Annotated in this window: 27 protein-coding genes and 2 pseudogenes; 24 read left to right on the top strand and 5 right to left on the bottom strand. The window is 47.0% G+C overall.

The genetic code is table 11. The annotated features are described in order from the left end of the window. Window positions 1–3: 3 nt before the first annotated feature. The 15 genes from flhF to Q7V32_RS04315 all read left to right on the top strand — a co-directional run bounded on the left by flhF (window position 4) and on the right by Q7V32_RS04315 (window position 12814). A complete protein-coding gene (gene flhF / locus Q7V32_RS04385; protein ID WP_304895761.1) occupies window positions 4–1488 on the top strand; it encodes a flagellar biosynthesis protein FlhF in 1485 nt (494 codons plus the stop codon). A gap of 31 nt (window positions 1489–1519) precedes the next feature. Next, window positions 1520–2353: a MinD/ParA family protein gene (locus tag Q7V32_RS04380; protein WP_304895760.1), complete on the top strand. Its 834-nt coding sequence runs from the start codon at window positions 1520–1522 to the stop codon at window positions 2351–2353. Next, window positions 2350–3093 (top strand): RNA polymerase sigma factor FliA, encoded by a 744-nt coding sequence (locus Q7V32_RS04375; protein ID WP_304895759.1) that lies wholly within the window; start codon window positions 2350–2352, stop codon window positions 3091–3093. Before Q7V32_RS04380 ends, Q7V32_RS04375 begins: the two co-directional genes overlap by 4 nt. A 235-nt stretch (window positions 3094–3328) precedes the next feature. Continuing rightward, entirely contained in the window at window positions 3329–3715 is a 387-nt protein-coding gene (cheY, locus tag Q7V32_RS04370; protein ID WP_304895758.1) for a chemotaxis response regulator CheY, read from the top strand. A gap of 16 nt (window positions 3716–3731) precedes the next feature. After that, the gene (locus tag Q7V32_RS04365) at window positions 3732–4463 is read left to right on the top strand and encodes a protein phosphatase CheZ (RefSeq protein WP_304895757.1); all 732 of its coding nucleotides are present in this window, start codon (window positions 3732–3734) and stop codon (window positions 4461–4463) included. Window positions 4464–4472: 9 nt separating this feature from the next. Beyond that, on the top strand, window positions 4473–6677 hold the full coding sequence (locus Q7V32_RS04360) for a chemotaxis protein CheA (protein WP_304895756.1): 2205 nt from the start codon (window positions 4473–4475) through the stop codon (window positions 6675–6677). A gap of 13 nt (window positions 6678–6690) precedes the next feature. Next, window positions 6691–7761: a chemotaxis response regulator protein-glutamate methylesterase gene (locus Q7V32_RS04355; RefSeq protein ID WP_304895755.1), complete on the top strand. Its 1071-nt coding sequence runs from the start codon at window positions 6691–6693 to the stop codon at window positions 7759–7761. Further along, complete coding sequence (locus Q7V32_RS04350) at window positions 7761–8531, top strand: flagellar motor protein (RefSeq protein WP_304895754.1); 771 nt, start codon at window positions 7761–7763, stop codon at window positions 8529–8531. The genes Q7V32_RS04355 and Q7V32_RS04350 overlap by 1 nt, the downstream gene beginning before the upstream one ends. Next, window positions 8531–9433 (top strand): flagellar motor protein MotD, encoded by a 903-nt coding sequence (gene motD, locus Q7V32_RS04345; RefSeq protein ID WP_370691416.1) that lies wholly within the window; start codon window positions 8531–8533, stop codon window positions 9431–9433. Before Q7V32_RS04350 ends, motD begins: the two co-directional genes overlap by 1 nt. A gap of 7 nt (window positions 9434–9440) precedes the next feature. Further along, on the top strand, window positions 9441–10244 hold the full coding sequence (locus tag Q7V32_RS04340) for a ParA family protein (RefSeq protein WP_304895753.1): 804 nt from the start codon (window positions 9441–9443) through the stop codon (window positions 10242–10244). Next, window positions 10244–11152 (top strand): chemotaxis protein CheW, encoded by a 909-nt coding sequence (locus Q7V32_RS04335; protein ID WP_304895752.1) that lies wholly within the window; start codon window positions 10244–10246, stop codon window positions 11150–11152. Before Q7V32_RS04340 ends, Q7V32_RS04335 begins: the two co-directional genes overlap by 1 nt. Window positions 11153–11250: 98 nt before the next feature. Next, the gene (locus Q7V32_RS04330; protein WP_159658071.1) at window positions 11251–11727 is read left to right on the top strand and encodes a chemotaxis protein CheW; all 477 of its coding nucleotides are present in this window, start codon (window positions 11251–11253) and stop codon (window positions 11725–11727) included. A gap of 49 nt (window positions 11728–11776) precedes the next feature. Continuing rightward, complete coding sequence (locus Q7V32_RS04325; protein WP_304895751.1) at window positions 11777–11944, top strand: hypothetical protein; 168 nt, start codon at window positions 11777–11779, stop codon at window positions 11942–11944. Continuing rightward, entirely contained in the window at window positions 11944–12324 is a 381-nt protein-coding gene (locus Q7V32_RS04320; protein ID WP_304895750.1) for a DUF2802 domain-containing protein, read from the top strand. The genes Q7V32_RS04325 and Q7V32_RS04320 overlap by 1 nt, the downstream gene beginning before the upstream one ends. A 25-nt stretch (window positions 12325–12349) precedes the next feature. Beyond that, the gene (locus Q7V32_RS04315) at window positions 12350–12814 is read left to right on the top strand and encodes an MEKHLA domain-containing protein (protein ID WP_304895749.1); all 465 of its coding nucleotides are present in this window, start codon (window positions 12350–12352) and stop codon (window positions 12812–12814) included. 61 nt (window positions 12815–12875) lie between these two features. On the opposite strand, the gene Q7V32_RS04310 is transcribed toward Q7V32_RS04315, so the two are convergent. From Q7V32_RS04310 to Q7V32_RS04290, 5 genes are all read right to left on the bottom strand, one after another. Further along, on the bottom strand, window positions 12876–13130 hold the full coding sequence (locus tag Q7V32_RS04310; RefSeq protein WP_304895748.1) for a Txe/YoeB family addiction module toxin: 255 nt from the start codon (window positions 13128–13130) through the stop codon (window positions 12876–12878). Then, complete coding sequence (locus Q7V32_RS04305; RefSeq protein ID WP_304895747.1) at window positions 13127–13381, bottom strand: type II toxin-antitoxin system Phd/YefM family antitoxin; 255 nt, start codon at window positions 13379–13381, stop codon at window positions 13127–13129. The genes Q7V32_RS04310 and Q7V32_RS04305 overlap by 4 nt, the downstream gene beginning before the upstream one ends. A gap of 122 nt (window positions 13382–13503) precedes the next feature. Continuing rightward, a complete protein-coding gene (gene pth / locus Q7V32_RS04300) occupies window positions 13504–14091 on the bottom strand; it encodes an aminoacyl-tRNA hydrolase (RefSeq protein ID WP_304895746.1) in 588 nt (195 codons plus the stop codon). Window positions 14092–14149: 58 nt separating this feature from the next. Beyond that, the gene (locus tag Q7V32_RS04295; RefSeq protein WP_304895745.1) at window positions 14150–14746 is read right to left on the bottom strand and encodes a hypothetical protein; all 597 of its coding nucleotides are present in this window, start codon (window positions 14744–14746) and stop codon (window positions 14150–14152) included. Then, window positions 14739–15407 carry a Bax inhibitor-1/YccA family protein gene (locus Q7V32_RS04290; RefSeq protein WP_304895744.1) on the bottom strand — a complete coding sequence of 223 codons (669 nt, stop codon included), beginning with the start codon at window positions 15405–15407 and terminating at the stop codon, window positions 14739–14741. The genes Q7V32_RS04295 and Q7V32_RS04290 overlap by 8 nt, the downstream gene beginning before the upstream one ends. A gap of 339 nt (window positions 15408–15746) precedes the next feature. Between Q7V32_RS04290 and Q7V32_RS04285 the strand changes: the two genes are divergently transcribed. The 9 genes and pseudogenes from Q7V32_RS04285 to Q7V32_RS20785 all read left to right on the top strand — a co-directional run. Beyond that, window positions 15747–16142, top strand: a complete 396-nt coding sequence (locus Q7V32_RS04285; RefSeq protein ID WP_304895743.1) for a group II truncated hemoglobin — start codon at window positions 15747–15749, stop codon at window positions 16140–16142. A 55-nt stretch (window positions 16143–16197) separates the two neighbouring features. After that, entirely contained in the window at window positions 16198–16941 is a 744-nt protein-coding gene (locus Q7V32_RS04280) for a M48 family metallopeptidase (RefSeq protein ID WP_304895742.1), read from the top strand. Then, window positions 16941–17429: a redoxin domain-containing protein gene (locus Q7V32_RS04275; protein WP_304895741.1), complete on the top strand. Its 489-nt coding sequence runs from the start codon at window positions 16941–16943 to the stop codon at window positions 17427–17429. The genes Q7V32_RS04280 and Q7V32_RS04275 overlap by 1 nt, the downstream gene beginning before the upstream one ends. A 324-nt stretch (window positions 17430–17753) precedes the next feature. Further along, window positions 17754–17936, top strand: a complete 183-nt coding sequence (locus Q7V32_RS04270; protein ID WP_304895740.1) for a helix-turn-helix domain-containing protein — start codon at window positions 17754–17756, stop codon at window positions 17934–17936. Window positions 17937–17965: 29 nt separating this feature from the next. After that, window positions 17966–20386: pseudogene (gene hsdR / locus Q7V32_RS20790) on the top strand (EcoAI/FtnUII family type I restriction enzme subunit R). A 29-nt stretch (window positions 20387–20415) separates the two neighbouring features. After that, on the top strand, window positions 20416–22185 hold the full coding sequence (locus tag Q7V32_RS04255; protein ID WP_304895737.1) for a class I SAM-dependent DNA methyltransferase: 1770 nt from the start codon (window positions 20416–20418) through the stop codon (window positions 22183–22185). Beyond that, window positions 22182–23240, top strand: a complete 1059-nt coding sequence (locus tag Q7V32_RS04250) for a YhcG family protein (RefSeq protein ID WP_304895736.1) — start codon at window positions 22182–22184, stop codon at window positions 23238–23240. The genes Q7V32_RS04255 and Q7V32_RS04250 overlap by 4 nt, the downstream gene beginning before the upstream one ends. After that, the gene (locus tag Q7V32_RS04245; RefSeq protein WP_304895735.1) at window positions 23240–24526 is read left to right on the top strand and encodes a restriction endonuclease subunit S; all 1287 of its coding nucleotides are present in this window, start codon (window positions 23240–23242) and stop codon (window positions 24524–24526) included. Before Q7V32_RS04250 ends, Q7V32_RS04245 begins: the two co-directional genes overlap by 1 nt. Before the next feature lie 15 nt (window positions 24527–24541). Then, window positions 24542–24880, top strand: a pseudogene (locus tag Q7V32_RS20785) (restriction endonuclease subunit S); the annotation flags it as partial. Between the last annotated feature and the right edge of the window lie 21 nt (window positions 24881–24901).

Raw genomic sequence — 24901 nt, 5'->3', positions numbered from 1 at the left:
TAAATGAAAATTAAACGATATTTTGCGGAGGATATCCGCCAAGCCATGCGTATGGTCAAGGAGGAACTCGGAGCCGACGCGGTGATAATGTCGAATCGTTCCGTTGACGGCGGCGTGGAAATTGTCGCGGCCCGCGATTTTGACGAGGAGCTGATTCACAGTAGTCTGCAAAAACAGGCTGAAGAACAGAAACTTGCGAGATCCAAGGAAATAAGAAAACCCGTTTTGCAAACGTTTGAAGCGGAAGAAAAACCTTTACACGTTATCAGCAGCCCCAGAAAAAAAGGTGCCGATGGCGAGATACCACCACGGCCTTCACGCCGCAAAATGGATGAGTATCTGGGGTATGCCGAAAAAGCCAATTTCACCCGGCCGGCGAAACCAGTCAGCTACTCGGAGCCACTATCAGCCCCTAAAAAAGCGGTTAAGCAGGGCTGGGAAATTCCTGCTGAATCCCCTAAATCTGGGGCACCCTCTGCCGCCCAGGTTAATAAATCAATCGATTACGCAGAAAAAAATCAACAACACACTATCGTTCAGGAAAAGCACGAAATTGCTCACGATAAACTCATTATGGACATGTTTCAGGAGCTTAAGTCATTGCGTGTGACGATGAACAGCCGCTTGTCTGAAATGGGTTGGCAGCAAAATAATCAGAATAATCCGGCCCGGCTCGAATTGCTGAGCCGTCTGGCGGATATGGGCATTGCCAAGAACCTCAGTATCAAAGTGGCTAATCGTCTGGGCTCACTCCGCGATGTGGATGTGGCGTTTAAAAAAGCGCAGGAAATGCTGATCAACGTATTGCCGATTGCCGAAGACAATCTGCTTGAATATGGCGGTATCGTTGCGCTGGTAGGTCCCACCGGAGTGGGAAAAACCACTACCATCGCAAAATTGGCGGCTCAGTTCATACTGAAACACGGTCCAAAACAGGTGGCTTTGATTTCCACCGATAATTTTCGGATTGCTGCGCATGATCAGCTCAATACGTATGGCCGCATATTGGATGTGCCGGTTCGGATCGCTTCAAATGCCGAGCAATTGAGATCCTTGATCAACGGTTTTGCCGATAAACGCTTGATTCTGATTGATACCGCAGGCATGGGGCACAGAGATCAGCGTCTTGCCGAACAGATCAAAACTTTGCAGCACGATGACCTGTTTATCAAATGTTATCTGGTCATGTCTGCAGCAACTCAATATAAAACCACGAAGGAAATCATTGAGGCTTTTAAAATATTTCAGCCGGAAGCAGGTATTTTGACTAAACTTGATGAGACCACATCCCAAGGCGCGGCCTTGTCTGCTGTGACTGAACAACGTTTACCACTGGCTTTTGTCACCAATGGTCAACAAGTTCCCGAAGATTTGCATAATGCAGTTGGTAGAGATCTTGTTGAGCAATGCGTCGCAGAACTTAAGCTGACCGGCGAAAGTAAGGTCAGCATGAATTATGATGACTGGGTTTCACAAAGCTATGCATAATCAACTGGATCAAGCTGCCGGAATTAGAAAAATGAAAAAAGTAAACCCTGTTCGTGTCATTGCTGTTACCAGCGGCAAAGGTGGCGTGGGTAAAACGAACTTGTCGGTTAATTTAGGCATGGCCCTATGCGAAATGGGTAAACGAGTGGCTTTGCTGGATGCCGATATGGGTTTGGCTAATGTCGACGTGTTGCTGGGGATGTATCCTCAGTTTAATTTGTCGCATGTGCTCAACGGCGAAAAAACCCTGGATGAAATTATTCTTCATGGCCCATCAGGTCTATTGGTGATCCCTGCCTCATCAGGCCTGCAGCGCATGTCTGACCTTTCCAATATCGAGCAGGCGGCCATTGTGCATGCTTTTAGCGAAATCAACCATGATCTCGATGTCATGATCGTTGATACTGCGGCGGGTATTTCGCCCAGCGTGGTTAATTTTGCCAGAGCTTGTCAGGAGATTATTATCGTGGTCTGTGACGAACCGACTTCACTGACGGATGCTTATGCGTTTATAAAATTACTGAATAGAGATTACGGTCTTAACCGTTTTCATGTCCTGACTAATATGGTCCAGACGGTTCAGCACGGCCAGTTGCTGTTTCAAAAATTAACCCGGGTGACAGATCGCTATCTGGATGTTTCACTGGATTTTGTAGGGGCAATTCCGTTCGACGAATATTTGCGTAAAGCGGTGCAAAAGCAAAATCCTGTGATTGCTTCCTATCCCAGGAGTAAGGCATCACTGGCGATTAAAGCGGCCGCCCAGCAAATCAACCGTTGGCCGATCAAGAATCAAGCGGGCGGATACCTGGAGTTTTTTGTTGAACGCATGATTCAATACGGTACTCAGGAGCATGTTGCATGAAAGGAGCGGCGATGTATGCCTCTGTGCAGACTGGGTCCAAAGAGGACCTTGTGGCGCAGTATGCCCCTTTGGTTAAACGCATCGCCTATCATTTGATTTGTAAATTACCTGACACCATTCTGGTCGATGATTTGATTCAGTCGGGCATGTTGGGCTTATTGGAAGCCGTAAAAAATTTTGATGCGTCACAAGGCGCAAGTTTTGAAACCTATGCAGGTATTCGCATTCGCGGATCGATGCTGGACGATGTCAGGCGTTCCGATTGGACGCCCCGTTCTGTGCATAGAAAAGCACGGATGGTTGCCGATGCTATCCGGCAGATCGAAAACACTACCGGCTGTGATGCCAGAGATGCGGATGTTGCCAAATTCCTAGGCATCAGCATGGATGAATATGGGCAAATTCTTCAGGATACGCTTTGCTGTAGAGAGTTGAGTGTAGAGAAACTGGCGGAAGAAGGTGATCATGCTTTTGATGAGTGTGTTGAAGTAGAAAGCGATCCATTCGGGCAAATTAGCCATGAATCGTTCAATACGGCACTGAAAGACGCCATTATGCTATTGCCGGAACGCGAAAGACTGGTCATTTCACTGTATTATAATGATGAGCTGAACTTGAGAGAGATTGGCAAGGTGCTTGAGGTCAGTGAGTCGCGGGTCAGTCAGATTTTAAGCAAAGCAATGCTGCGGTTACGTGCCAGACTGGCTGATTGGCAAGAGACGGAAAGTGAAAATGCTTAGGTGCTTGACATTTACAGACTCAACAACAGGTCTGTTTGTTCACCACTTTGTTGCGTAAACACAGACATAGCCTGCTATGCACTTCGAATACGAATAAAGTCCAGCTTAAGTTGCGAAGGTTGTCAAATTCCCGCTATTTAATGAAGTGAGTCGAACGTATTTCATGATTAATAATTGGGTTGAGTTAATAAGGATTCACTGAGAATGACAAAATACAACAGATTGGAGACTATCCTTGGATAAGAACATGAAAATTCTGGTTGTTGATGATTTTTCAACAATGAGACGAATAGTGAAAAATTTGCTCCGGGATCTGGGATTTACCAATACTTTGGAAGCGGATGATGGGAAGACCGCATTGCCTAAACTGAAGGCAGGCGGAATCGATTTTCTGATTACGGATTGGAATATGCCCGGTATGACCGGCTTGGATTTATTAAAGGCCGTTCGTGCGGATCCGGATTTGGCCAAGTTGCCGGTATTAATGGTGACTGCTGAAGCCAAGCGCGAGCAAATTATTATGGCAGCGCAGGCCGGGGTCAATGGCTACATCATCAAACCTTTTACGGCGGCTACACTTAAAGAAAAGATTGAGAAGATTTTTGAACGTATAGACGGCTAGCTGAAGAAGGATTGCCATGACCGAAATTGATCGCCTTAGCCTAGCTAAAAATTTACTGGAAGCGTTGGAGAATGGAGACGAAGCTTCAGCCAATAAATTTATGGATGAAATTGCCGGTATACGAGAGACTCAGCTTTATCAGGAAGTTGGAAAATTAACGCGGCAACTTCATGATTCGATGACTTCTTTTGCGCTGGAATCAAAAATTACCGCTTTTGCGCAAAATGATATTCCGGATGCAAAAGAGCGTTTGCACTATGTCATTTCAATGACCGAACAAGCTGCGAATAAGACCTTGAATGCGGTAGAAGATTTATATCCTGTGGCTTTCGAGCTGAATCAGCAAGTGCAAAAGCTGTCTGCTAACTGGGACCGCTTTTTGATCAGGCAAATGCCTTTTCAGGAGTTTAAGGACATGAGTCAAGAAATAACGGAGTATTTTAAAGTATCCGTTCAATCGCTTGAGAATATTCAAAATGGCTTTAATGAGATCTTGATGGCTCAGAGTTTCCAGGATATCACCGGCCAGATTATTCGGCGTGTCATTACCATGGTCGAGGAACTGGAATCGGGCATGCTGGCTTTAATTAAGCTGTCCGGGCACGGCAGGTCGACTGATAAAAACATAGGCAGCAGCGAGCCTGAGTTGCCGGGACCTGTTGTTCCGGGTTTGGATGATAGTGAAGGTACAGTTGTCGCCAGCAGTCAGGATGATGTGGATGACCTGTTATCAAGTTTGGGATTTTGAGGAAACCATATGGCAATTGACCTGGACGACGAAATACTTCAGGACTTTCTGGTCGAGGCAGGTGAAATTTTAGATCTGTTGGGAGAGCAGTTGGTTCAGCTTGAGCAAATGCCCGAAGATTATGATTTGCTCAATGCCATATTTCGCGGATTCCATACCGTTAAAGGCGGTGCCGGTTTTTTGGCGATTGATGCCTTAGTGGAAATTTGTCATAAAGCAGAGGATGTTTTTAATATTCTGCGGCAGGGAGACAGGCGCGTCTCTGCCGAACTGATGGATGTTGTATTACAAGTTCTGGATGTTGTAAACAACATGTTCAATCAAGTCAGAGGCGGGATTTTACCCGAATCTGCCGATCCTGAATTATTGGCTAATCTGCAAACTTTTGCTGTACCGGCTTCAGATGATGTCGACGTATCCGGTGAAGAAACTATGTCGGAAGAGCCGGTCGATGACAGCGAAGCCGTAGAAGCACAGTTTGAAGCTATGCTGGATAGGGCCGGAGAATCAAAGGCTGGTGGGAGCTCTGCTTCATCTTCAGATGAGATCACCGAAGAAGAATTTGAGGCGTTGCTGGATGCTTTGCAAGGAAAAGGGAATGTTTCCGCCGCACCTAAAAACCAGGTAAAAGAAACTGTCAGTCAAGGTTCATCTGTTGAATCCGATGACATGACCGAAGAAGAGTTTGACCGGTTAATGGATGAATTACACGGTAAAGGCAAATTTAAGGGTGCGGAAATTGCTCAAACATCCGCTACGGTATCGAAGTCTGTAGCCCCGGATGAAATCAGTGATGACGAATTTGAAAAAGTCATGGATGAAATTCATGGCAAAGGGAAATTTGATGCCTCCAAACTGAGCATTGTTGAACCGCAATCCAAAAAAGAGTCCATTCCAAACAATAAAGCAATGGCAGCTTCAGCTGCTGTCCCACAAGCGGCATCCAGGCCAACTGTCGAGGCCAAGCCAGCCGTCAGTGTGGCTGCGCCGTCAAGTTCCCCATCCGGTTCAGATAACAAGGCACAAAAAGCCGGAACACCCCAAGTGGAAACGTCGGTAAGAGTCGATACTCAGGTGCTTGATGAGATTATGAATATGGTGGGTGAATTGGTTTTGGTCAGAAATCGATTACAGACGCTGAAACTGGCTAGCGAACGAGATGATCAAATGGCTCAGGCTATAGCAAATCTGGCCATTGTTACCTCTGATTTACAACTGGCTGTGATGAAAACGAGAATGCAGCCTATCAAAAAGGTCTTTGGCCGTTTTCCCCGCGTTGTAAGAGATCTGGCCCGCAGCCTAAAAAAAGAAATAAGACTGGAGCTGATCGGAGAAGAGACCGATCTGGATAAAAATCTGGTTGAAGCGCTGGCTGATCCTCTGGTCCATTTAGTTAGAAATGCGGTGGATCATGGTATTGAGCTGCCTGACGAGCGGGAAAAAGCAGGTAAGCCTAAAGAAGGCATTGTGGTGCTTACGGCTTCTCAACAAGGTGACCATATCCAATTATCGATAAGAGACGACGGCAAGGGCATGAATGCTGACGTTTTACGGGCAAAAGTCGTCGAAAAAGGCTTGATGGACCCTGATACAGCCGCCCGGCTTGATAACAGAGAATGTTTTAATCTGATATTCATGCCCGGCTTCTCGACTAAAACAGAGATTTCTGATGTTTCAGGTCGAGGTGTCGGCATGGATGTCGTCAAAACGCGCATATCTCAAATGAATGGTACCGTAGAGGTTGATTCAACAGAGGGCTATGGCAGCACGATTACCATCAAGGTCCCCTTAACCTTGGCCATAATGCCCACGTTGATGGTCAGACTTTTTGATCAGGCTTTCGCCTTGCCGTTGGCCAGCGTGATTGAAATACTTGATCTGGATTTACGCAATACCAACGTTGTCGATGGCCAACTGGTGATCATGGTCAGAAATAAGGCCTTGCCTTTATTTTACTTGGGCGAATGGCTGATAAGAAATCCCCATTATGAAGTTCAAAAACGTGTAGCGGCTCATGTTGTAGTCGTCAATGCGGGAGGACGGCAAGTGGGTTTTGTCGTAGATCAATTAATCGGACAGGAAGAAGTGGTTATCAAAGCTCTGGGTGCCAAATTGCAGGGACTCGATGGTCTTTCAGGGGCAACGATCACCGGTGATGGCCGTATCGCATTGATTCTCGATGTTCCTGGTCTGATGAAAAAATATGCCAGTTAAAACTGGATAAATTATGACCATTAAAGTGTTGGTGGTGGACGATTCAAGTTTCATTCGTAAACGGATCAAGGAAATACTTGAGTTTTCAGTTGAATCGGAAGGCCCCAGCGATCTTGAAGTCATAGGATTTGCTGCTAACGGAGTAGAAGCCATTCAAAAAACCGTTCAGCTGAAGCCGGATGTCATTACCATGGATATTCAGATGCCGGTTATGGATGGCATCACTGCTGTCAAGCGCATCATGGAAGAATATCCTGTGCCGATATTAATGTTTTCGGCAATGACGCGTGTCGGTGCTCAGGCAACATTTGATGCCCTGCAAGCGGGGGCCATTGATTTTCTGCCCAAACAATTGACGGACATTGACGCTGATCCGGAAGTAGCGCGGCAAGTGTTAAGGCGCAGGGTCAGAATCGTCGCTTCGCAAGCAAAAAAAATGGCTTCTCACGCATGCCAACCCTACAGCCAGAAGCAGAGCCCTCCGCAATTCAGCGGCGGTTCGCAAAAAAAAGTGTTTATGCCTCGCTTGATCGTGTTGGCAGCCTCTACCGGCGGTCCTTTGGCGGTTCAGCAAATCATCAAGACACTGCCTAAATCGTTTGCGATTCCATTGATTATCGTTCAGCACATGCCCCAAAATTTTACGCATAGTTATGCGGAAAGGTTGGATCAACTGAGCCAGGTCCGGGTAAGGGAAGCCGTCAACGGAGACAGTCTGGAAGAGGCTATGATTTTAGTGGCTCCCGGCGGAATGCAGTTGGAAATAGAAAGCAGGGGACGGGGAAAAATGATCAGATTAAGAGAAAAACTACAACATGAATTATTCAGTCCCTGTGCAGATATTACTTTGACTTCGATGGCGGCTCATTATCCGGGTAACTCCCTGGCAGTGATCATGACGGGTATGGGCTCAGATGGCAAAGAGGGTGCTGACAAATTAAAAAAGACAGGTGCTCAGGTGTGGGCACAAGATCAAGCCAGTTGTACGATTTATGGGATGCCAAAAGCAATCATAGACGCGGGTCTGGCTGATGCTGTTTTTAATTTGGAAGAGTTAAGCGAGGCATTTGCCCGTTTAAGCTAATGGACTTTTTAAGTGTCGTCGGCATTATTATTGGGTTTTCCGCTATTGTCGGTGGAAACTTGCTTGAAGGTGGGCAGGTCACTGCTCTCGTCAATGGTCCTGCGTTTCTGATTGTTTTAGGAGGCACACTCGGGGCTACTCTGCTGCAATTTCCAACCGCCATCTTTATGCGTAGCCTTAAAATCAGTTTGTGGATTTTTAAACCGCAGACGTTGATGCTCAGAAAGCAAATTGAAAAAATTGTCGATTGGAGTGCGATGGCGAGAAAAGAAGGCTTGTTAGGTCTGGAAACCTTGATTGACCTGGAAAAAGACGATTTTGCAGTCAAGGGCCTACAGCTTTTGGTGGATGGCAGTGAACCGGATGTTATCCGGGATTGCCTTGAACTTGATATCGGTGCCAGGGAGTTTAAAGATTTACAGGCCGCGCGGTTGTTTGAGGCTATGGGGGGATACTCGCCGACGCTTGGGATAATCGGGGCTGTGATCGGTTTGATTCATGTTATGAAAAATCTGACCGATCCTGCATTACTGGGTTCCGGTATCGCCACGGCATTTGTTGCCACTATCTATGGCGTTGGGTTTGCCAACCTGTTTTTTTTACCTATTGCTAACAAGTTAAAGATGCAGGTTTTTGCTTTGTCTCAGTATCGGGAGATGCTGATGGAGGGCATCGTGGCGATTGCCGAAGGAGAAAATCCAAGAAATATTGAGTTAAAACTATCCGGTTATCTGGATGAAAAATTGAAGGCTAAAAAAAGAGGCCGATAATGCGACGAAAAAGAAAGGAGCTGTTAGAAAGTGATAACCATGATCGGTGGCTCGTTTCGTACGCCGATTTTATTACTTTGTTGTTTGCTTTTTTTGTCGTCATGTATTCGATTTCATCCGTGAATGAAGGCAAATACAAAACGCTTTCAGATTCGTTGGAAGGGGCTTTTTCAAGTAAGAGTTCTGATCGAAACATAGCGAAATATGAAGGTATGCCTTATAAAATCATCCAGCCGATTCAGGTGGGCGATACGCCTATGACCATTCAACCGATTGAGCTGGATCAGCCCACATTGGAAGAAGTCGAGAAAAAACATGAATTGAGTGAAGAGATCTTGAAGGAAAGGCGTAATTTGATAGAGGCAGCCGAGCAGTTTAAAGAAGTGCTGGCGCCTTTTATTGAAGAGGAACTCGTTAATGTCAAGAAAAACGATTTCTGGATCGAGCTGGAGATGAACAGCGAGTTGTTATTCGCTAGCGGCGAAGCGGCTTTATCGCCTAAGGCCATCCCCATACTTCAGAAAGTGTCTGAAATTGTCAGGCTGATGCCGAATTCCATCAATGTAGAAGGCCACACCGATAACCGCCCTATCAGTACACTTCAGTTTCCATCCAATTGGGAGTTGTCTTCAGCCAGGGCATCCAGCGTTGTTAGGGAGTTTGAGCGTGAAGGTATCAATTCAGACCGGTTATCGGCCATTGGTTATGGAGAATTCCATCCTATTGCCGATAACACAATTGATGATGGACGATTTCAAAATAGACGCGTTTCTATCGTGCTTATGTCGCATGCTTTTGCACGTTACGGTGCAAATGATCAGGAACGTGCCAGGTTGTTAAATATTGCACAACCTGAAACAACAGAAGGCGTAGAGCCTCCGAAAACTCAAAAAAACCGGTGAATACGCTATGAAAGTTTGGGCAGTATCCAATCAAAAAGGTGGGGTTGGTAAAACAACCACGGTTATATCGTTAGGCGGCTTATTGTCCTCTTGGGGGTTTCGTACCTTGTTAGTGGATCTGGATCCGCATGGAGCATTAACCAGTTACTTCAAGATGAATCCCGATAACATAAAAGGCAGCGTTTACAATCTTTTTCAAGACGCCAGTCAAAAGAAGAGAAATATTGGTCCTGCGCCTTATATAGTTAAGACTGACTTTGATGGGCTCAGTGTGCTGCCTGCCGCTACCGCCATTGCAACTTTGGATAGACAGGTTGCCGGCATGGGCGGCATGGGCCTGGTCATCAGCGGAGCTTTGAATAAGGTTCAGGATGATTACGATTATGTGTTGATTGATAGTCCACCTATGTTGGGTGTGCTGATGATTAATGCCTTGGCGGCCTGCGAGCAGTTGATTATCCCCGTCTTGGCCGAGTTTCTGGCGCTCAAGGGCTTGGAAAGAATGATGCATACCTTGGGCATGGTTTATCACGCAAAATCAACTCCTCCCCATTACACCATCGTGCCAACCATGTTTGACAGGCGAACACGGGCCGCGATTGACAGTCTGCATGTTTTACAGGAGAAATATCCCCAGTTTTTGTGGAATTCGGTGATACCGGTAGACACCAAGCTGAGAGAAGCGAGTAAAACCGGTCAGCCTATTTCACTCTATATGCCGGAGGCTAAATCAGTCGCTGCCTATTCACAACTGCTGGATCAGTTGTTGCTGTTCAATCATGCTGACGCGCATAAATCGGCAGTTGTGTGATGACGGATCAAAAAAGTAATGGGGAGATTATTCATCAGGATTTAGCCCTTGATCTTTACTTGAGGACCTTACTGGATGACGAGCCCTTCGATTCGTCCGATTCAGTGGAAGTAGACAATACGGATGCGGATGCGGATACAAAAGCGCCCCCTGGACCGGAAAAAACCATCTCAATGTCAGAGCTTGATTCACAGGCTGACAATGCTCTGATAAAAGAAATTCAAAATCCCATTACCTTAATCAAGGAAAAACCGAATACCTTAACGAAATCGCCAGGCTTAAAGGCGCGAGTCGATTTAGAAGATGCCTTGCAGGCGTCCTTGAGCGATGTATCAAGGTTACTGGAAGCGACTGAGCTGGACATCAAGCCGGTCAATCAGTTGGTTATCGTGCCTCAGGCCAAGAAAAAAGTGACTGTCAAACTGCCTGAGTCGAAAGTCGTCAGACCATTGGCTGTTATGCCCGACTGGACTCGGTATGAATTTCAGGCCTTGTTTTTTAAAGTGGACCAATTGGTATTGGCTACGCCTTTAACAGAGCTTTCCCGCACGTTAAAATTTGATGGCGAAACACGTTCGGTTCCCGGTCAACCTTCCTGGTTTATGGGTTTGTTGCAGGAACATGAAAAGAATGTAGGGGTCCTGGATACCGGACAACTGATATTTGGAAAGGTGATTGGCCAGCAAAGAAATCTGCTGGAACAGCCTTTTAAAAGTTTATTGATAACCAAGGATGGCAATTGGGCGCTGGCGTGTGACGAATTACTGAATATCGGCAAGTTGCTGCCTGAGCAGGTGCGCTGGCGGACTTATAGAAAAAAAAGGCCCTGGTTAATCGGAACCGTCATCGACGGATTGGCTGCGGTCGTCGATGTCAATTTGCTGACACCTCGAAGGTTAAGCAGCTAACTGAATTATTGGCACACCGTATTTTTATGCGTTGATACTGAGGTCAGGGATGGAATTGCAGTATTTACTAAAATTTTATCGATAGGGAGTAATTAGGAATGAAGTTGTCCGAAGAGAAACAAAATAATCCAATCATGCAATGGGTCACTTTTCGTTTAGGAGACGAAAAATACGGCATTAATGTCATGCAAGTACAGGAAGTATTGCGCGTTGCAGAAATTGCTCCCGTGCCTGGTGCGCCATCTTATGTGTTGGGAATTATTAATTTACGTGGCAATGTGGTTACTGTTATTGACACGCGTAACCGTTTCGGGCTCTATACGAAAGAAACGGATGATAATTCCCGAATTGTGATCATTGAGACTGAAGCCCATATCATTGGTATTCTTGTCGATAGTGTTGCCGAAGTTGTTGAATTGAGAGCCTCTGATATTGAGACGGCTCCTAACGTAGGTAACGAAGATACGTCACGCTATATTCAAGGCGTGACAAGCCGTGAAAATGAGCTTCTGATTTTGGTTGATCTTAACCGGTTTTTGAGTGACGAGGAAAAAGCCGAATTGGATCTGTTTTAGCCTTTGTTGCATCCGTGTTTCGGATGCAAAGACGATTGAGGGTCATGCGATGGAAATTAAGCCTATAATTCCTGCTTATCCTATCATTAGGCCCGCGAGAGTCGAAAAAGACGAAGAGCGTAACAAAAAAAATCCGCCGCATTCGCAAAATCCGGATAAAGAGGAGGATTCCAGCGGGGATAATGAACCTTTGCAGCATATTGATGAAGTGGTTTAATGAATGATGTAATTCTGGTCGGCATAGGGTTGTTCGTGCTGAATTGTATTTTCCTAACCTGGCTTTTAGTCCGCCATCATAAGCTTAAAAAAAAGCTTCTGACCTTGCAGGACGTCGTCAACACGCTTAACCGGGATATGGTGGGCTTATGCACCGCATCCGTAACCGTTGATCAACGATTGACTGATGTCGATGATGCCGTGACAGAACTCTTTGAAAAACTGGCCGAGGTGGAACAGCTTTCCCAAGCTTCACAGCCCTATTATGGCGCTATCCAGCAAGCGCATAACGGCGCCAGTGCAGAAGATCTGATGCAGCAGTTTAATATGAGCCGTGACGAAGCGGTGTTATTGATCCGGCTACACAGAAATCGAACGTAATAAAACAGTTTTAAGCGGATAACTCATGCATCCTTGTCGAGAAAATCACTTTTATCAAGAACATGTCCGATTAATCGGTCGTAGTTTTGAAAAGGTGCTTAACAAGCCCTTGCTGACTGAAAACGGCGATAACACTGAAATGGGGGAGATGCTTTATTTTGCGCCATTTGCGGTGGTTTCCCACGACACACAGGCCGATCCCGTGTTTAATTATGGAAATGCCAAAGCCCTTGAACTGTTTGAAATGAGTTGGGAAGAATTGATCAAAACACCTTCCCGGCTTTCCGCTGAGACGGTTAATCAGGATGAACGCAACCGTCTTTTGGCGTTGGTCAGTAAGCAAGGCTATATCAATGATTATCAGGGCATCCGCATTTCCAAAAACGGCAGACGGTTTATGATCAAAAACGCAGTGGTATGGAATCTTTTGGATGATTCAGGCGTTTATCGAGGCCAAGCCGCCTTTTTCGACGAATGGCTGATGCTATAAGTGCATCTGTCCGAAGAAATAATATGAAATTACAGCCTGCCTATTGTGCAAGCCAGATAGTTTAATAATGATAACGGCATTGAGCAATCATGATGGCCTCGTCGGAGGCTCTGTAAACGATCCGATGTTCTCGGTCGATACGGCGCGACCAATAGCCTGTCCAGTTATGCCGCAATGGTTCGGGATCACCTAAGCCTGAAAATGGATGCCGTTGAATGTCCGTAATAAGGAGGTTGATGCGTTTTAACACTTTTTTGTCGGTTGCTTGCCAATAAAGGTAATCTTCCCATGCCGTCTCTGCCCACGACAAAATCATTCGTCTAAAATAAGGTGTTGAACGGTTTTTCCGGCTTCTATTTCAGCGATTGCCTGATTCAGGCGCGCGGCATTTTTCGGGCTTGCCATAAGGTAAGCGGTTTCTTCGTAAGATTTAAAATCTTCCAAAGAAATGATTACGGCAGGTTTGCCATTTTGGCGGGTTATCATGATTGGCACATGGTCGTCATTGACCTTGTCTAACGTGCTAGCCAGATGACTGCGAAAATTTGAATAACTGATGGTATCCATTGTTAAGCTCTTAAACTATTTAGGTACGTATTATTGTACTTAAAAAGACATGGTGCGCAAATTTATTACAGAGTACGCAGCCGGTAAAGTGTATTTTGGAAGAGCGAGCCTTGCCTATTTCGTTATTTTTGCCCGATTTTAGTATGCAACTTCATCATCGCTTGTTCGGTTTGTCCTTGCAGTAACTGATTTAAAAGCGTTGCGCTTTCATCAATCGTTTGGGTAATGAGTTGCCATTCGGTTTTGGACGGAGGATGCAGGACGAAATTGACTACCGCATTTCTGTCACCCGGATGGCCAATTCCCAGTCTCAATCGCCAAAAATCATTCGTGCCCAGTTGAGCCGCGATATCCTTCAAGCCATTGTGTCCGCCATGTCCTCCGCCTTTTTTTAGCTTGCAAGTACCGGGCGGCAAGTCCAGTTCGTCATGAATCACCAGTATTTGTTCGGCCGGAATTTTGTAGAATTTCGCTAAGGCACTGACCGAACGGCCGCTTAAATTCATGAAAGTTGTCGGTTTGAGAAGCCAAGCCTCCTGGTTGTTTTCAATAAGTTTTCCGGCAATGCCAAAAAACTTGGCTTCATTGTTCATGCGGGTTCCGGTCGACTGAACAATCTGGTCTATCCACCAAAAACCGGCATTATGCCGGGTATTTTCGTATTGTGAGCCGGGATTGCCTAGCCCAACAAAAAGTTTAATGCCTGTCATTGTTATCAGATTAACGGGAACGGTTGTCGAGGATGGGTGGTTAATCAAGATCCCGCATTCAGATTGAATCCGGCTTGCCCTTGGGTTGACTGGGTGGGAATAGCTTTTCTAGCCTTTTTTCAAGCTCTTGCTTTTGTTTTTCCAGTTCACGGCCAAGCGATTCGATTTCTTTCTCGAATAGGGGCATTTGCTCTTCTAATTGTTTGTTCAGATTTTCGCCGATACCTTTCAGGCTTTTAAATAATTGGCCTAAGGCATAGCCGGGAATAGCGTTAATGGTTTGTCTGAAGTCGACTTTCCATGTTTCGCCTTCTTTTTGTAACTCGGTATAAAAAGATTGTCTCAAGCTGTTGGTATCTTCAGGGACAATAAATGTTTCGACCGATGCATGTTGATCTTCAATAACAATACGGCCGGTTGCAACTGAAGCATTGTCTGGAAATTCATGGGCATCTGCGGAAACGAGGGACTGACTATCGGTGGTAACAAACTGTATCGCTGTTTCCACGTCCTTCTCTATCATCGCCTGCCAGAATGCCGCCGTGACTTGCTCCGGCGTTTTGGGTGTTTCGCACGCCGAAAGCAGCAACATCCAAACAATAAAAAGCCCGGTTTTGGCCGGGCTTTTTATTAAAATAAATAACGCTTTATTCATCACCACCAAATACGCCCAGAATCTGCAACAAGCTCAAGAACAAGTTGTAGATGGATACGTACAGGGAAACTGTTGCCATAATGTAATTGTCTTCTCCACCATTAACCAGCGCGCTGGTTTGAAACAGGATCATGCCTGACATCAACAGAATAAACATCGCCGATACAGCCAGTGACAAAGCGGGCATGGAAAATACCACTGCGCCGATACCTGCCAGAAAAGCGACCAGAATGCCAACCATCAGAAATCCGCCCATAAAGCTGAAATCTTTACGGGTCGTCAGAGCATAACCGGACAAGCCCAAGAAGATGACACCCGTGCCACCCAGCGCGGTCATGATCAATTCATGACCATTGCTAAAGGCTTTTATATACATGGTCAAAATTGGACCCAGGGTCAAACCCATAAAGCCGGTTAACGCAAAAACGCACACCAGACCCAGAGCGCTGTTACGAAATTTAGTCGTTAAGAATAACAGTCCAAAATAGCCAACTAAGGTCACGATCATGCCCGGATGGGGTAAATCAAATGCCATGGACGCGCCAGCTGTCATTGCGCTGAATAGCAACGTCATGGACAACAACATATAGGTGTTTCTCAGTAATTTGTTCGTCGCCAGAATACTTGATTCCGGACGTGATACAGCGGTATTTAAACGCATAGAGATAAACTCCTGTTGAAAGTTAAAAAATACAATTCCTAGACCATGCAATGGTACAAGAGTTTCATTTCATTTGTAAGTCCTTACCCGAAATCTACGGAGTAATCAATTAAATTCCATTTGGCAGGGAATCTGTGTAACAGAAATTTCCAGTTTGAATTTTTATGTAGCTTTGAGGTGTGGCGTAAGCCTTGCGAGGAGCGCCGTAAACCCAACCCCGCAAAGCTTAAGTCCCCCTTTTTATCCTTAAACTGGGAATTGCAGGTTTGTGCGATGTCAGTTTCGCGTTCAAGGCTTATAAAAGTACAATAACTTCATTAACAACTTTTGATCAGAGATATGTCAGCAACTCCCACTATAACCCCTTATCAACTCGTTGGCGGCGAGCAAGGTATTCAAAGCCTGGTTGACCGGTTTTATTTTTTTATGGATACCCTGCCTGAAGCGCGCGGTATTCGCGCTATCCATCAGAAAAACTTGAATGGCGCGCGGGACAAATTGTTCAAGTTTCTGTCCGGATGGCTGGGAGGTCCCGATCTGTTTGTCGAGCAATACGGCCATCCCCGGCTCAGAATGCGGCACTTTTCATTCGAAATAGGGTCAAGTGAACGCGATCAATGGATGTTTTGTATGAATAAGGCGCTAAACGAATTGCCGCTTGATCCGGAATTCCGGGAAAATCTAAGTCAGGCTTTGCAGGAATTGGCGACGCATATGATTAACAAGGACGAATAAGCATGGGCTCCAATAACTTGAGTATGCTTTCGCATCGCGCGATGCATTGATAGAGATGCTATTCAATAGAGTTCCAGTCATCAATACGTTACCGTTTCCCTATCAGATTCTTCGCAGCAAACGGGCTCGCCTTGTGCGCTTGCGCGTGACGTCTCAACAGGTTGAGGTTATCGCCCCGCACGGCGTTTCGGAACAAAGTATTCATCGTTTCGTATCGGAAAAACAGGACTGGGTGTTGAGCACTCAAGAGCGGCTTAAAAACCGGCGGGAAAATCTCCGCAGCCTGGCACCTGCCACTTATACCCATGGCGCTTTATTGCCATATCGGGATCGAAGTTATCCGCTGGTTATCGTTCCAGTTAAGCGCAAAAAAATAACTTTGGAATTCACCGGTCATTTTATTGCGTCGGTTCCGCATACCTTATTGGAAGCTGACCTGCACGAAGCTATTCGCTCGGCGTTTACGCGCTGGCTAAAGCTTGAAGCTAAACGCATGGTGGAGCAGTGTGTTGACAAACATGCGGCAAGATATGGACTTTATCCCCGGAGTATCAAAATTAAAACTCAAAAAAGCCGCTGGGGTAGCTGCGGAGTTTATAACGATATCAATTTGAATTGGCTGCTGATCCTGGCGCCTCCGGAAGTATTGGAATATGTCGTCGTGCACGAATTGTGTCACATTAAACACCGTAATCATTCGAGTCAGTTTTGGGAGCTGGTTGCTGAACATATGCCTGAGTACAAGACTCTGCGGCAGTGGCTTAAGATCAATGGCGGCCATTTACTGATGGGGCTTTAATGAAGTGGCTTAAACACGCCATTCTGTATGGTATCGTCATTATCGTGCTGTTTTCAGGCCAATTCCTGTTCAATCGGGGGCTGGTCTCAGGAGTGCCGCCGCAACTGGCTGAACAGACTATTGCGGGTCTGCCCACAGAATCCGTTATGCCTAAGGGTGGAGGAATTATCTATTTTTGGGCTGATTGGTGCGGGTTGTGCGGCATGATGCAAAGTTCAATGTCAAAGGTTTTACAAGATACGCCTGGAATTACTGTGGCGCTTAATTCAGGCCCCACCGAGCAGGTAAATCGCTATCTAGCCAGCCGTAATTTGAACTGGCCCACCGTGAACGATGCCGATGGTGCTGCGGCAAAACGTTACGGCATCAAAGGTGTGCCGGCGATATTTTTCCTTAATAAAAACGGTCATATCGTTTTTTCATCAATAGGTTACAGTACGGAATTCGGTTTAAGATTCAGGTTGTGGCTGGCGTCTTATTTCAACTAAACCGGCAAACTCAGCTGATTTCATTTTGCCTATGAAAGGGAAAAACTTAGGGTCACCCATTAGCCTGTCGTAGTCAAAGAAAAACTAATGGGTGACCCCGTCGCGCTGACCAAAATGGTCGTCGGCGATTTGTTGCAGTTGCGCCGGCTTGACTTGGATGTCTTCTGGATTCTGCGCGTCTTTGTTTACGGTGACATTAACGCTCTATCACCACTAAGTCAGGCTAGCTATGCTCCTAGTTTTTCATAGCCATTAAGCAGCCACCCTGTTAGACTTTCAACGCTTTAAGACAACTATTAGGGTCAGCACCTGATCGCCAATGTTATGAACACCGAAGCGTGGGTCATCGCCGAGCAAGTCGCTGAGCATCTGGGCGTGGTTAAAGACACTGTCTACCGCTGGCGTGAGCGTAAGGGGTTGCCCGCGCACAAGATTGGGCGACTGTGGAAATTTCAGTTATCCGAAGTCGATGAATGGGTGCGCGCGGGCGGCGCGAATGAAGAGTAAGAGCGCGATTAATGGGAGAGCAGTCGGCCATGGATAAATTCCAACTCAGTGAGCGCGACATCTGTACAAAGTACATCACACCCGCAATCCAACAAGCAGGTTGGCAACTACACCAGTTCCGTGAGGAAGTAAAACTTACTGATGGCCGTGTGATGGTGAGAGGTAATCTGGCTGCTCGCATCAAAAATCCGGAAGCCAAAGGCGGTCCCAAACGCGCCGATTTCGTGCTTTATGCCAGGCCGAACGTTCCTATAGCAGTAGTTGAAGCCAAACAAGCCAAGTTTTCAATTGGGCATGGCATGCAACAGGCCTTGGCCTATGCCGAGATGCTGGATGCACCGTTTGCCATCAGCAGCAATGGCGACGGCTTTTTGCTGCACGACCGCACCGGTCTCACTCAACCAGTGGAACGCGAACTGCAACTCAGCGAATTCCCATCTCTCGATGATCTATGGCCCCTATACCAACAATGGAAAGGGCTGGCAGCTCCCGAAGCTATTAAACTCGTTGAACAACCATTCCATACCGATGGCAGCGGCAAAGAGCCTCGCTATTACCAACGCGTGGCGATCAATCGCGCGATAGAGGCGGTCGCCAAGGGCCAACAACGCGTACTGTTAGTCATGGCCACTGGCACCGGCAAAACTTACACCGCTTTCCAGATTATTTGGCGACTGTGGAAAGCTAAGTCCAAGAAACGCATCCTGTTCCTGGCTGATCGCAATATCCTGGTTGACCAAACCATGCAACAAGACTTCGCACCGTTCGGCGAGGTAATGCACAAAGTCACCAACCGCGAAATCAAGAAAAACTACGAAATCTATCTAGCCCTCTATCAAGCGGTCACCGGCAAGGAAGAATGGAAGCAAATCTATCGCCAGTTTCCAGCCGATTTTTTTGATCTGGTTGTCATTGACGAATGCCACCGTGGTAGCGCCGCAGAAGACTCCGCTTGGCGCGAGGTGCTCGCCTACTTCAATAGTGCCACGCATTTGGGCCTCACAGCTACCCCCAAAGAAACCAAGGATGTCAGCAACATTACCTATTTTGGCGATCCGGTTTATACCTACTCGCTAAGGCAAGGTATTGAAGACGGATTCCTCGCACCGTACAAAGTCATCCGTATCGCCACCGATGTCGATGCGGTTGGCTACACACCGGAGAAGGGTAAGGTCGATAAGCTTGGTCAAGCGGTGGAGCAGCGGCAATACAACACCAAGGACTTCGACCGCAATCTGGTGCTGGAAAAGCGTACCCAATTGGTCGCCAGCAAGGTCTGGGAATATCTCAAGGCGACCGACCCATTTGCCAAAACCATTGTGTTCTGAGACGACCAAGACCATGCCGAACGCATGCGCCAGGCCTTGGTTAACCTGATTCCTGCCGCGAAAAACAATCGCCGCTATGTAATGCGCATCACTGGTGACGACAACGAAGGTAAAGCCCAACTGTCATACTTCATTGACAACGACGAACCTTACCCAGTCATCGCTACCACGTCCAAACTGCTAACCACCGGTGTCGATTCTAAGACCTGCAAACTGATCGCGCTGGATCAAACCATCAACTCAATGACCGAGTTCAAGCAAATCATCGGTCGCGGGACACGGTTGCGTGAAGACTATAACAAGCTTTATTTCACCATCATGGATTTCAAGGGGGCAACCCGTCTGTTTGCCGACCCGGATTTCGATGGCGAACCGGTGGTCATTTACGAACCCAAACCTGACGAACCGGTTGTTCCGCCCGAAGTCACCGAGCCGAACAATGTCAACGAACCGCAACAGCCTTATCAGCCGGAAACGGAAAATGGTGTCGATGGCGAAGACAATATCGGAGGCCGCGAAAGCCGAACCAAAATTGTCATCGATGATGTAGACGTGCATATAGCGGTCGAACTCATACAATATTTGGATGCTGATGGTAGGCTGATTACCGAGGCATATCGGGTTCATCTGAAAGATCAGATTCGTAAAACCCTACAAGCCGAGTTCGGCAATCTCAACGATTTTCTCAAACGCTGGAATAGCGCGGATCGCAAACAAGCCGTTATCGATGAACTGGCTGATCACGGCATTCCACTCGATGTGCTTCAACAAGCCGTCGCTAATGGCGCTCAACTCGATGCTTTCGATTTGGTCGCCCATGTCGCTTTCGACCAAAAACCGCTTACTCGTCGCGAACGCGCCAATCAGGTTAAAAAACGCGATGTGTTCGGTAAGTACGGTGAGCAGGCCCGGCAAGTGTTGGAAGCCTTGCTGGAAAAATTCGCCGACCACGGCGTACAAGACATCGAAGACGCCAAAATATTAGAATTACCGCCCTTTGACCAATTCGGCAGCAAGACCCAAATCCGTCGCGGCATTTTTGGCGGCGCCGAACAATTCAGCCAAGCCCTGCACGAGTTGGAACAAGCACTCTACGAAACGCCAGAACAAAAACAGGCCTAAGCCTGCCGGCCTCCTAACAAAAACAACTCATGAATCTAAGCAGTACCATCAAATCGATCCAAGACATCATGCGCAAAGACGACGGCGTCGATGGCGACGCCCAACGTTTGGGGCAATTAACCTGGATGCTGTTCCTGAAAGTATTCGATCAACGCGAGGAAGAATGGGAAGACGATAATGCAAGCTATCGCTCGCCATTGCCCGAGCATTTCCGCTGGCGAAACTGGGCAGCCTATGTTGCAGGCCCGGATGGCAAAAAAGCCCCGCAAAAGTCACCGTCCGATATCATCAGTTTCGTCAACAACGAACTGTTCCCCGGCCTCAAAGAGCTGGATGCCAACCTCAGTCCGCAGCACAAGGTCATTCGCAGCGTTTTTGAGGATGCCAACAACTATATGAAATCCGGTACCCAGTTATTGGCAGTGATCGAAAAGCTGGAAGAAGCCATCAACTTCCACGACTTTACTACCCGTGCCAGTCTGGGCGACGTTTATGAACAAATGCTCAACGACCTACGCGGTGCTGGAAATGCCGGGGAATTTTACACGCCCAGAGCTATCACCCAATTCATGGTGGACCGCATCAATCCGCGCCTGGATAAACGCGAAAAAGTGATCGATCCGGCTTGCGGTACCGGCGGCTTTTTAACCGCAGCAATTGACCACTTCCGCAAACAAATCACGGATAAATCCAGTGCCGAAGACCAGCGGGCCATTGAGAATCTGATCCACGGCATAGAAAAAAAACAACTGCCGCACTTGCTCTGCACCACCAACATGCTGCTGCACGGTATCGACGTGCCCAGCCAGATCGAGCACAAAAACACCCTGGCGATTGGCTGGAACGACTGGAATGCCAACGACCGGGTCGATTGCGTCATCACCAATCCACCGTTTGGCGGCTACGAAGACGATAACGTGGCTGCGGGCTATCACCACCCCACTAAAGAAACCGCCGACTTGTTCATGCAGCTGATTGTCAAATTGCTGCGCGAAAATGGCCGCGCCGCCGTGGTGTTGCCGGATGGCTTTTTATTTGGCGACGGCATTAAAGCCGAAATCAAAAAACGCCTCATGCAGCAATGCAAACTGCACACCATCGTCCGCCTGCCCAAAGGCGTGTTTGCGCCGTACACCACCATCAAAACCAATTTGTTGTTTTTCACCAAAGGCCCGTTCATCGACGATGGCAGCGAGCATTTTCATACCGACAGCATTTGGTTTTACGAACATCCCTATCCTGCGGGCTACAAAAGCTATTCCAAAACCAAACCGATCCGTTTTGAGGAGTTCAAACCCGAACAAGATTGGTGGGGCAATGCCGACAACGACTTTGCCGACCGCGTCGAAAACGAATTTGCTTGGAAAATCGACTTTAGCGCCAAACGCCAACAAGCCGAAGCCGCCGCCCAGCCGCATTGGCAACGTGCCGAACAACTGAATAATCAAGCCTCTGGTTTAGAAAACCAAGCCAGAGACTTAGCCAAAAGTCTGGTTGGCAGCACCGACAGCGCCTACCGCGGACAGATTAACGCCCAAATTGCCGCCTTGCGCGAACAGGTAGAACCCTTGCGCCTGCAAGCCCGCGATGCTCAAGCCGCAGGCGACCGCCTGTATTGGCCCATTTACAATTTGGATGTGCCAAACCCAAACAAACCTCAAGAAGAAAGCCATGATCCCGACTTGCTGCTGGAAAAATACAAAACGTTGTTGGGTGAAATTCAAGAAACCGAAAATAATCTAAAAAGCGAACTGGCCTCGGCCTTAGCGCATCACTTCACTGCGGAGCAGGTGGAATGAAACAAGCCACACCAGCCAATCCTCAATTAATCGGCGACATCCGCCAGTTAATCGAATCCAGCCGCAGTGCACTAGCCGTTACCGTCAACAGCGCCTTGACCCGGCTCTACTGGCACATCGGCCAACGCATCCGCAGCGAAGTGTTGAACCACCAACGTGCGGAATACGGCGAGCACATTGTCTCGACACTGGCGAGACAATTAGAAACCGACTACGGACGCGGCTTTTCCGCTAAAAGCCTGCGCCACATGCTGCGTTTTGCTGAAGTCTTTGCCGACCCCGAAATTGTCTCCGCAGTGCGGAGACAATTGAGCTGGACGCATATCAAAACCCTGATCTATATCGACGACCCACTTAAACGGGATTTTTACCTGCAAATGTGCCAGCAAGAACGCTGGAGTACTCGCACTTTGCAAGAGCGATTGGATTCCTTGCTGTTTGAACGGACCGCCTTATCCCTCTTGCCCGATGAACTGCTGGCCAGTGAATTAGCCAATTTACGCGCGACAGACCAGATAAGTCCAACGCTGATACTCAAAGACCACTACGTATTGGACTTTCTCGGCCTGCAAGACCGCTATCTGGAAAAAGACCTGGAAGACGCCATACTGCGTGAACTGGAAAATTTTCTGCTGGAACTCGGCGCAGGTTTTACCTTTGTTGCCCGCCAAAAGCGGCTGCAAATCGACAACGACGATTTCTACATCGACCTGCTGTTTTACAACCGCCGCCTCAAACGCTTGGTGGCAATCGATTTAAAACTGGGTGACTTCAAAGCTGCCGACAAAGGCCAAATGGAACTGTATTTACGCTGGCTGGCTAAACACGAACAGGAACCCGGCGAAGCCGCACCGCTGGGCATTATCTTGTGCAGCGGTAAAAAACAGGAACAAATCGAACTGCTGGAACTGGACGCCAGTGGCATTCACGTTGCCGAATACCTAACCGAACTGCCACCCAAAGCCCTGCTGCAACAAAAACTGCACGAAGCCATCACCCGCTTCCGGCAACGGCTGGACAACCGCACGACCGACCAAAACGGCGAGGAAGCCTGATGGATGCGCAACAGTTTTTGGCGGAGTTTGGGCATATTGCGAATGCGCCGGGGGGCTTGGTGCGATTGCGTGAAATGGTATTGGCCTTGGCTGTACAGGGCAGATTAATTGCACAAGATTCAAATGATTCGCCAGCTAGTGAGTTACTAAAAAACATTACTGCTGGAAAACGAGATGTATCAAATAATAGCAAATCAAAACTTCCAAATACGCTATCAAAGATTAGCACTTCGGATATGCCATTCGAAAAACCTCAAGGATGGGAGTGGGTTCGCCTTGGTGATATAGCTGAAATAGAACGTGGTGGATCTCCTCGACCAATTGATGATTTTTTAACCAACGATCCAGACGGATTGAGCTGGATAAAAATAGGAGATACTATCAAGGGTTCGAAATTCATCACTTCGACGAGAGAAAAAATAAAGAAGGAGGGTTTGGTTAAAACTCGGATGGTTTATCCAGGCGATTTTTTATTAACCAATTCAATGAGTTTTGGTCGCCCATACATTACAAACATAGAAGGATGCATTCATGACGGTTGGTTAAGAATTCATCCACCCTCATGCCTTGAAAAGGACTACCTTTATCACTTACTTTCTTCACCATTCGTCGCTAACTTTTTCCTAAAGTCAGCCGCTGGTGCTGTTGTACAAAATTTAAATGCGGATAAGGTACGAGAATTGCCGGTCCCGCTACCACCACTTGACGAACAAGCCCGCATCGTCGCCAAAGTCGATGAGTTGATGGCCTTGTGCGATAGGCTGGAACAGCAACAGCAGCAGCGCCGCAAACTGCAAAACGCCTTGCGCCAGTCCATGCTGCAAGCCGTCGCCACCGCAACCAGTCCCCACGAACTCCAAACCACCTGGACAAGCCTCGCCAACAACTTTGGACAGTTATTTAGTGCGCCGGATGATGTAGTGGGGTTGAGAAATTTACTTCTTGATTTAGCTATACGAGGGTTTCTTACGGAACAGAAAGACGTTGATACACCAGCTCTTGTAACATTTGAGGAAATTAAAACAATTGAGCAAAAGTTACTTCAAAATAAAAGAACAAACAGACCAAAGTCGTTTCCTAAATTGCAAGTAGATGATTTGCCGTTTGATATACCTAAAAATTGGCTATGGACTCGACTTGGTGAATTAGCTCCAAACTTTCAAAATGGCATATCAAAGAGACAAGGAAGCTCAGGTGATTCAATCACGGTTCTGAGGCTAGCAGATATCGCTAATAATAAGATTTCTTTGTTGGAACCAAGGTCAATTCAATTAAACGATGTTTAGAAAGAAAAATATTTCCTGCGAGAAGGTGACATTCTGATAACCCGAGTAAATGGCAGTTCTGATTTAGTTGGTAGTTTTATCAAGGTTGATCTTGAGCACATCGCGTATTGCGATCACTTTATTCGTTTACGCCTGATACCAAAAATGATTAATGTGGCATATATTTGGTTCGCCTCTAAAAGTCCATTTATTCGCCAACAGATTGCGGGTAAATTCGTTACTACAGCGGGACAAAAGACGGTTAATCAAAATCACATCAGCTCAATATTAATACCGCTTCCCCCACTTCAAGAACAATCTAGGATCGTAAAGCGTTTAGAAGAGCTCATGCGCTGTTGCGATTCTCTGGAATCACAACTTCTAGAGAGTCAAAAG

Origin of the sequence: Methylicorpusculum sp., assembly GCF_030651835.1 — a bacterium.
Lineage (GTDB): Bacteria > Pseudomonadota > Gammaproteobacteria > Methylococcales > Methylomonadaceae > Methylicorpusculum.
The sequence above is the reverse complement of the archived record's forward strand: the minus strand, read 5'-3'. Positions and strand labels throughout refer to the sequence as shown.

What these genes read in the sequence shown, in the direction of transcription:
- flhF (WP_304895761.1), top strand. Translation starts at nt 4, where the DNA reads ATGAAAATTAAACGATATTTTGCGGAGGATATCCGCCAAGCCATGCGT.
- Q7V32_RS04380 (WP_304895760.1), top strand. Translation starts at nt 1,520, where the DNA reads ATGAAAAAAGTAAACCCTGTTCGTGTCATTGCTGTTACCAGCGGCAAA.
- Q7V32_RS04375 (WP_304895759.1), top strand. Translation starts at nt 2,350, where the DNA reads ATGAAAGGAGCGGCGATGTATGCCTCTGTGCAGACTGGGTCCAAAGAG.
- Q7V32_RS04365 (WP_304895757.1), top strand. Translation starts at nt 3,732, where the DNA reads ATGACCGAAATTGATCGCCTTAGCCTAGCTAAAAATTTACTGGAAGCG.
- Q7V32_RS04360 (WP_304895756.1), top strand. Translation starts at nt 4,473, where the DNA reads ATGGCAATTGACCTGGACGACGAAATACTTCAGGACTTTCTGGTCGAG.
- Q7V32_RS04355 (WP_304895755.1), top strand. Translation starts at nt 6,691, where the DNA reads ATGACCATTAAAGTGTTGGTGGTGGACGATTCAAGTTTCATTCGTAAA.
- Q7V32_RS04350 (WP_304895754.1), top strand. Translation starts at nt 7,761, where the DNA reads ATGGACTTTTTAAGTGTCGTCGGCATTATTATTGGGTTTTCCGCTATT.
- motD (WP_370691416.1), top strand. Translation starts at nt 8,531, where the DNA reads ATGCGACGAAAAAGAAAGGAGCTGTTAGAAAGTGATAACCATGATCGG.
- Q7V32_RS04340 (WP_304895753.1), top strand. Translation starts at nt 9,441, where the DNA reads ATGAAAGTTTGGGCAGTATCCAATCAAAAAGGTGGGGTTGGTAAAACA.
- Q7V32_RS04335 (WP_304895752.1), top strand. Translation starts at nt 10,244, where the DNA reads ATGACGGATCAAAAAAGTAATGGGGAGATTATTCATCAGGATTTAGCC.
- Q7V32_RS04330 (WP_159658071.1), top strand. Translation starts at nt 11,251, where the DNA reads ATGAAGTTGTCCGAAGAGAAACAAAATAATCCAATCATGCAATGGGTC.
- Q7V32_RS04325 (WP_304895751.1), top strand. Translation starts at nt 11,777, where the DNA reads ATGGAAATTAAGCCTATAATTCCTGCTTATCCTATCATTAGGCCCGCG.
- Q7V32_RS04320 (WP_304895750.1), top strand. Translation starts at nt 11,944, where the DNA reads ATGAATGATGTAATTCTGGTCGGCATAGGGTTGTTCGTGCTGAATTGT.
- Q7V32_RS04315 (WP_304895749.1), top strand. Translation starts at nt 12,350, where the DNA reads ATGCATCCTTGTCGAGAAAATCACTTTTATCAAGAACATGTCCGATTA.
- Q7V32_RS04310 (WP_304895748.1), bottom strand. Translation starts at nt 13,130, where the DNA reads ATGATTTTGTCGTGGGCAGAGACGGCATGGGAAGATTACCTTTATTGG.
- Q7V32_RS04305 (WP_304895747.1), bottom strand. Translation starts at nt 13,381, where the DNA reads ATGGATACCATCAGTTATTCAAATTTTCGCAGTCATCTGGCTAGCACG.
- pth (WP_304895746.1), bottom strand. Translation starts at nt 14,091, where the DNA reads ATGACAGGCATTAAACTTTTTGTTGGGCTAGGCAATCCCGGCTCACAA.
- Q7V32_RS04295 (WP_304895745.1), bottom strand. Translation starts at nt 14,746, where the DNA reads ATGAATAAAGCGTTATTTATTTTAATAAAAAGCCCGGCCAAAACCGGG.
- Q7V32_RS04290 (WP_304895744.1), bottom strand. Translation starts at nt 15,407, where the DNA reads ATGCGTTTAAATACCGCTGTATCACGTCCGGAATCAAGTATTCTGGCG.
- Q7V32_RS04285 (WP_304895743.1), top strand. Translation starts at nt 15,747, where the DNA reads ATGTCAGCAACTCCCACTATAACCCCTTATCAACTCGTTGGCGGCGAG.
- Q7V32_RS04280 (WP_304895742.1), top strand. Translation starts at nt 16,198, where the DNA reads ATGCTATTCAATAGAGTTCCAGTCATCAATACGTTACCGTTTCCCTAT.
- Q7V32_RS04275 (WP_304895741.1), top strand. Translation starts at nt 16,941, where the DNA reads ATGAAGTGGCTTAAACACGCCATTCTGTATGGTATCGTCATTATCGTG.
- Q7V32_RS04270 (WP_304895740.1), top strand. Translation starts at nt 17,754, where the DNA reads ATGAACACCGAAGCGTGGGTCATCGCCGAGCAAGTCGCTGAGCATCTG.
- Q7V32_RS04255 (WP_304895737.1), top strand. Translation starts at nt 20,416, where the DNA reads ATGAATCTAAGCAGTACCATCAAATCGATCCAAGACATCATGCGCAAA.
- Q7V32_RS04250 (WP_304895736.1), top strand. Translation starts at nt 22,182, where the DNA reads ATGAAACAAGCCACACCAGCCAATCCTCAATTAATCGGCGACATCCGC.
- Q7V32_RS04245 (WP_304895735.1), top strand. Translation starts at nt 23,240, where the DNA reads ATGGATGCGCAACAGTTTTTGGCGGAGTTTGGGCATATTGCGAATGCG.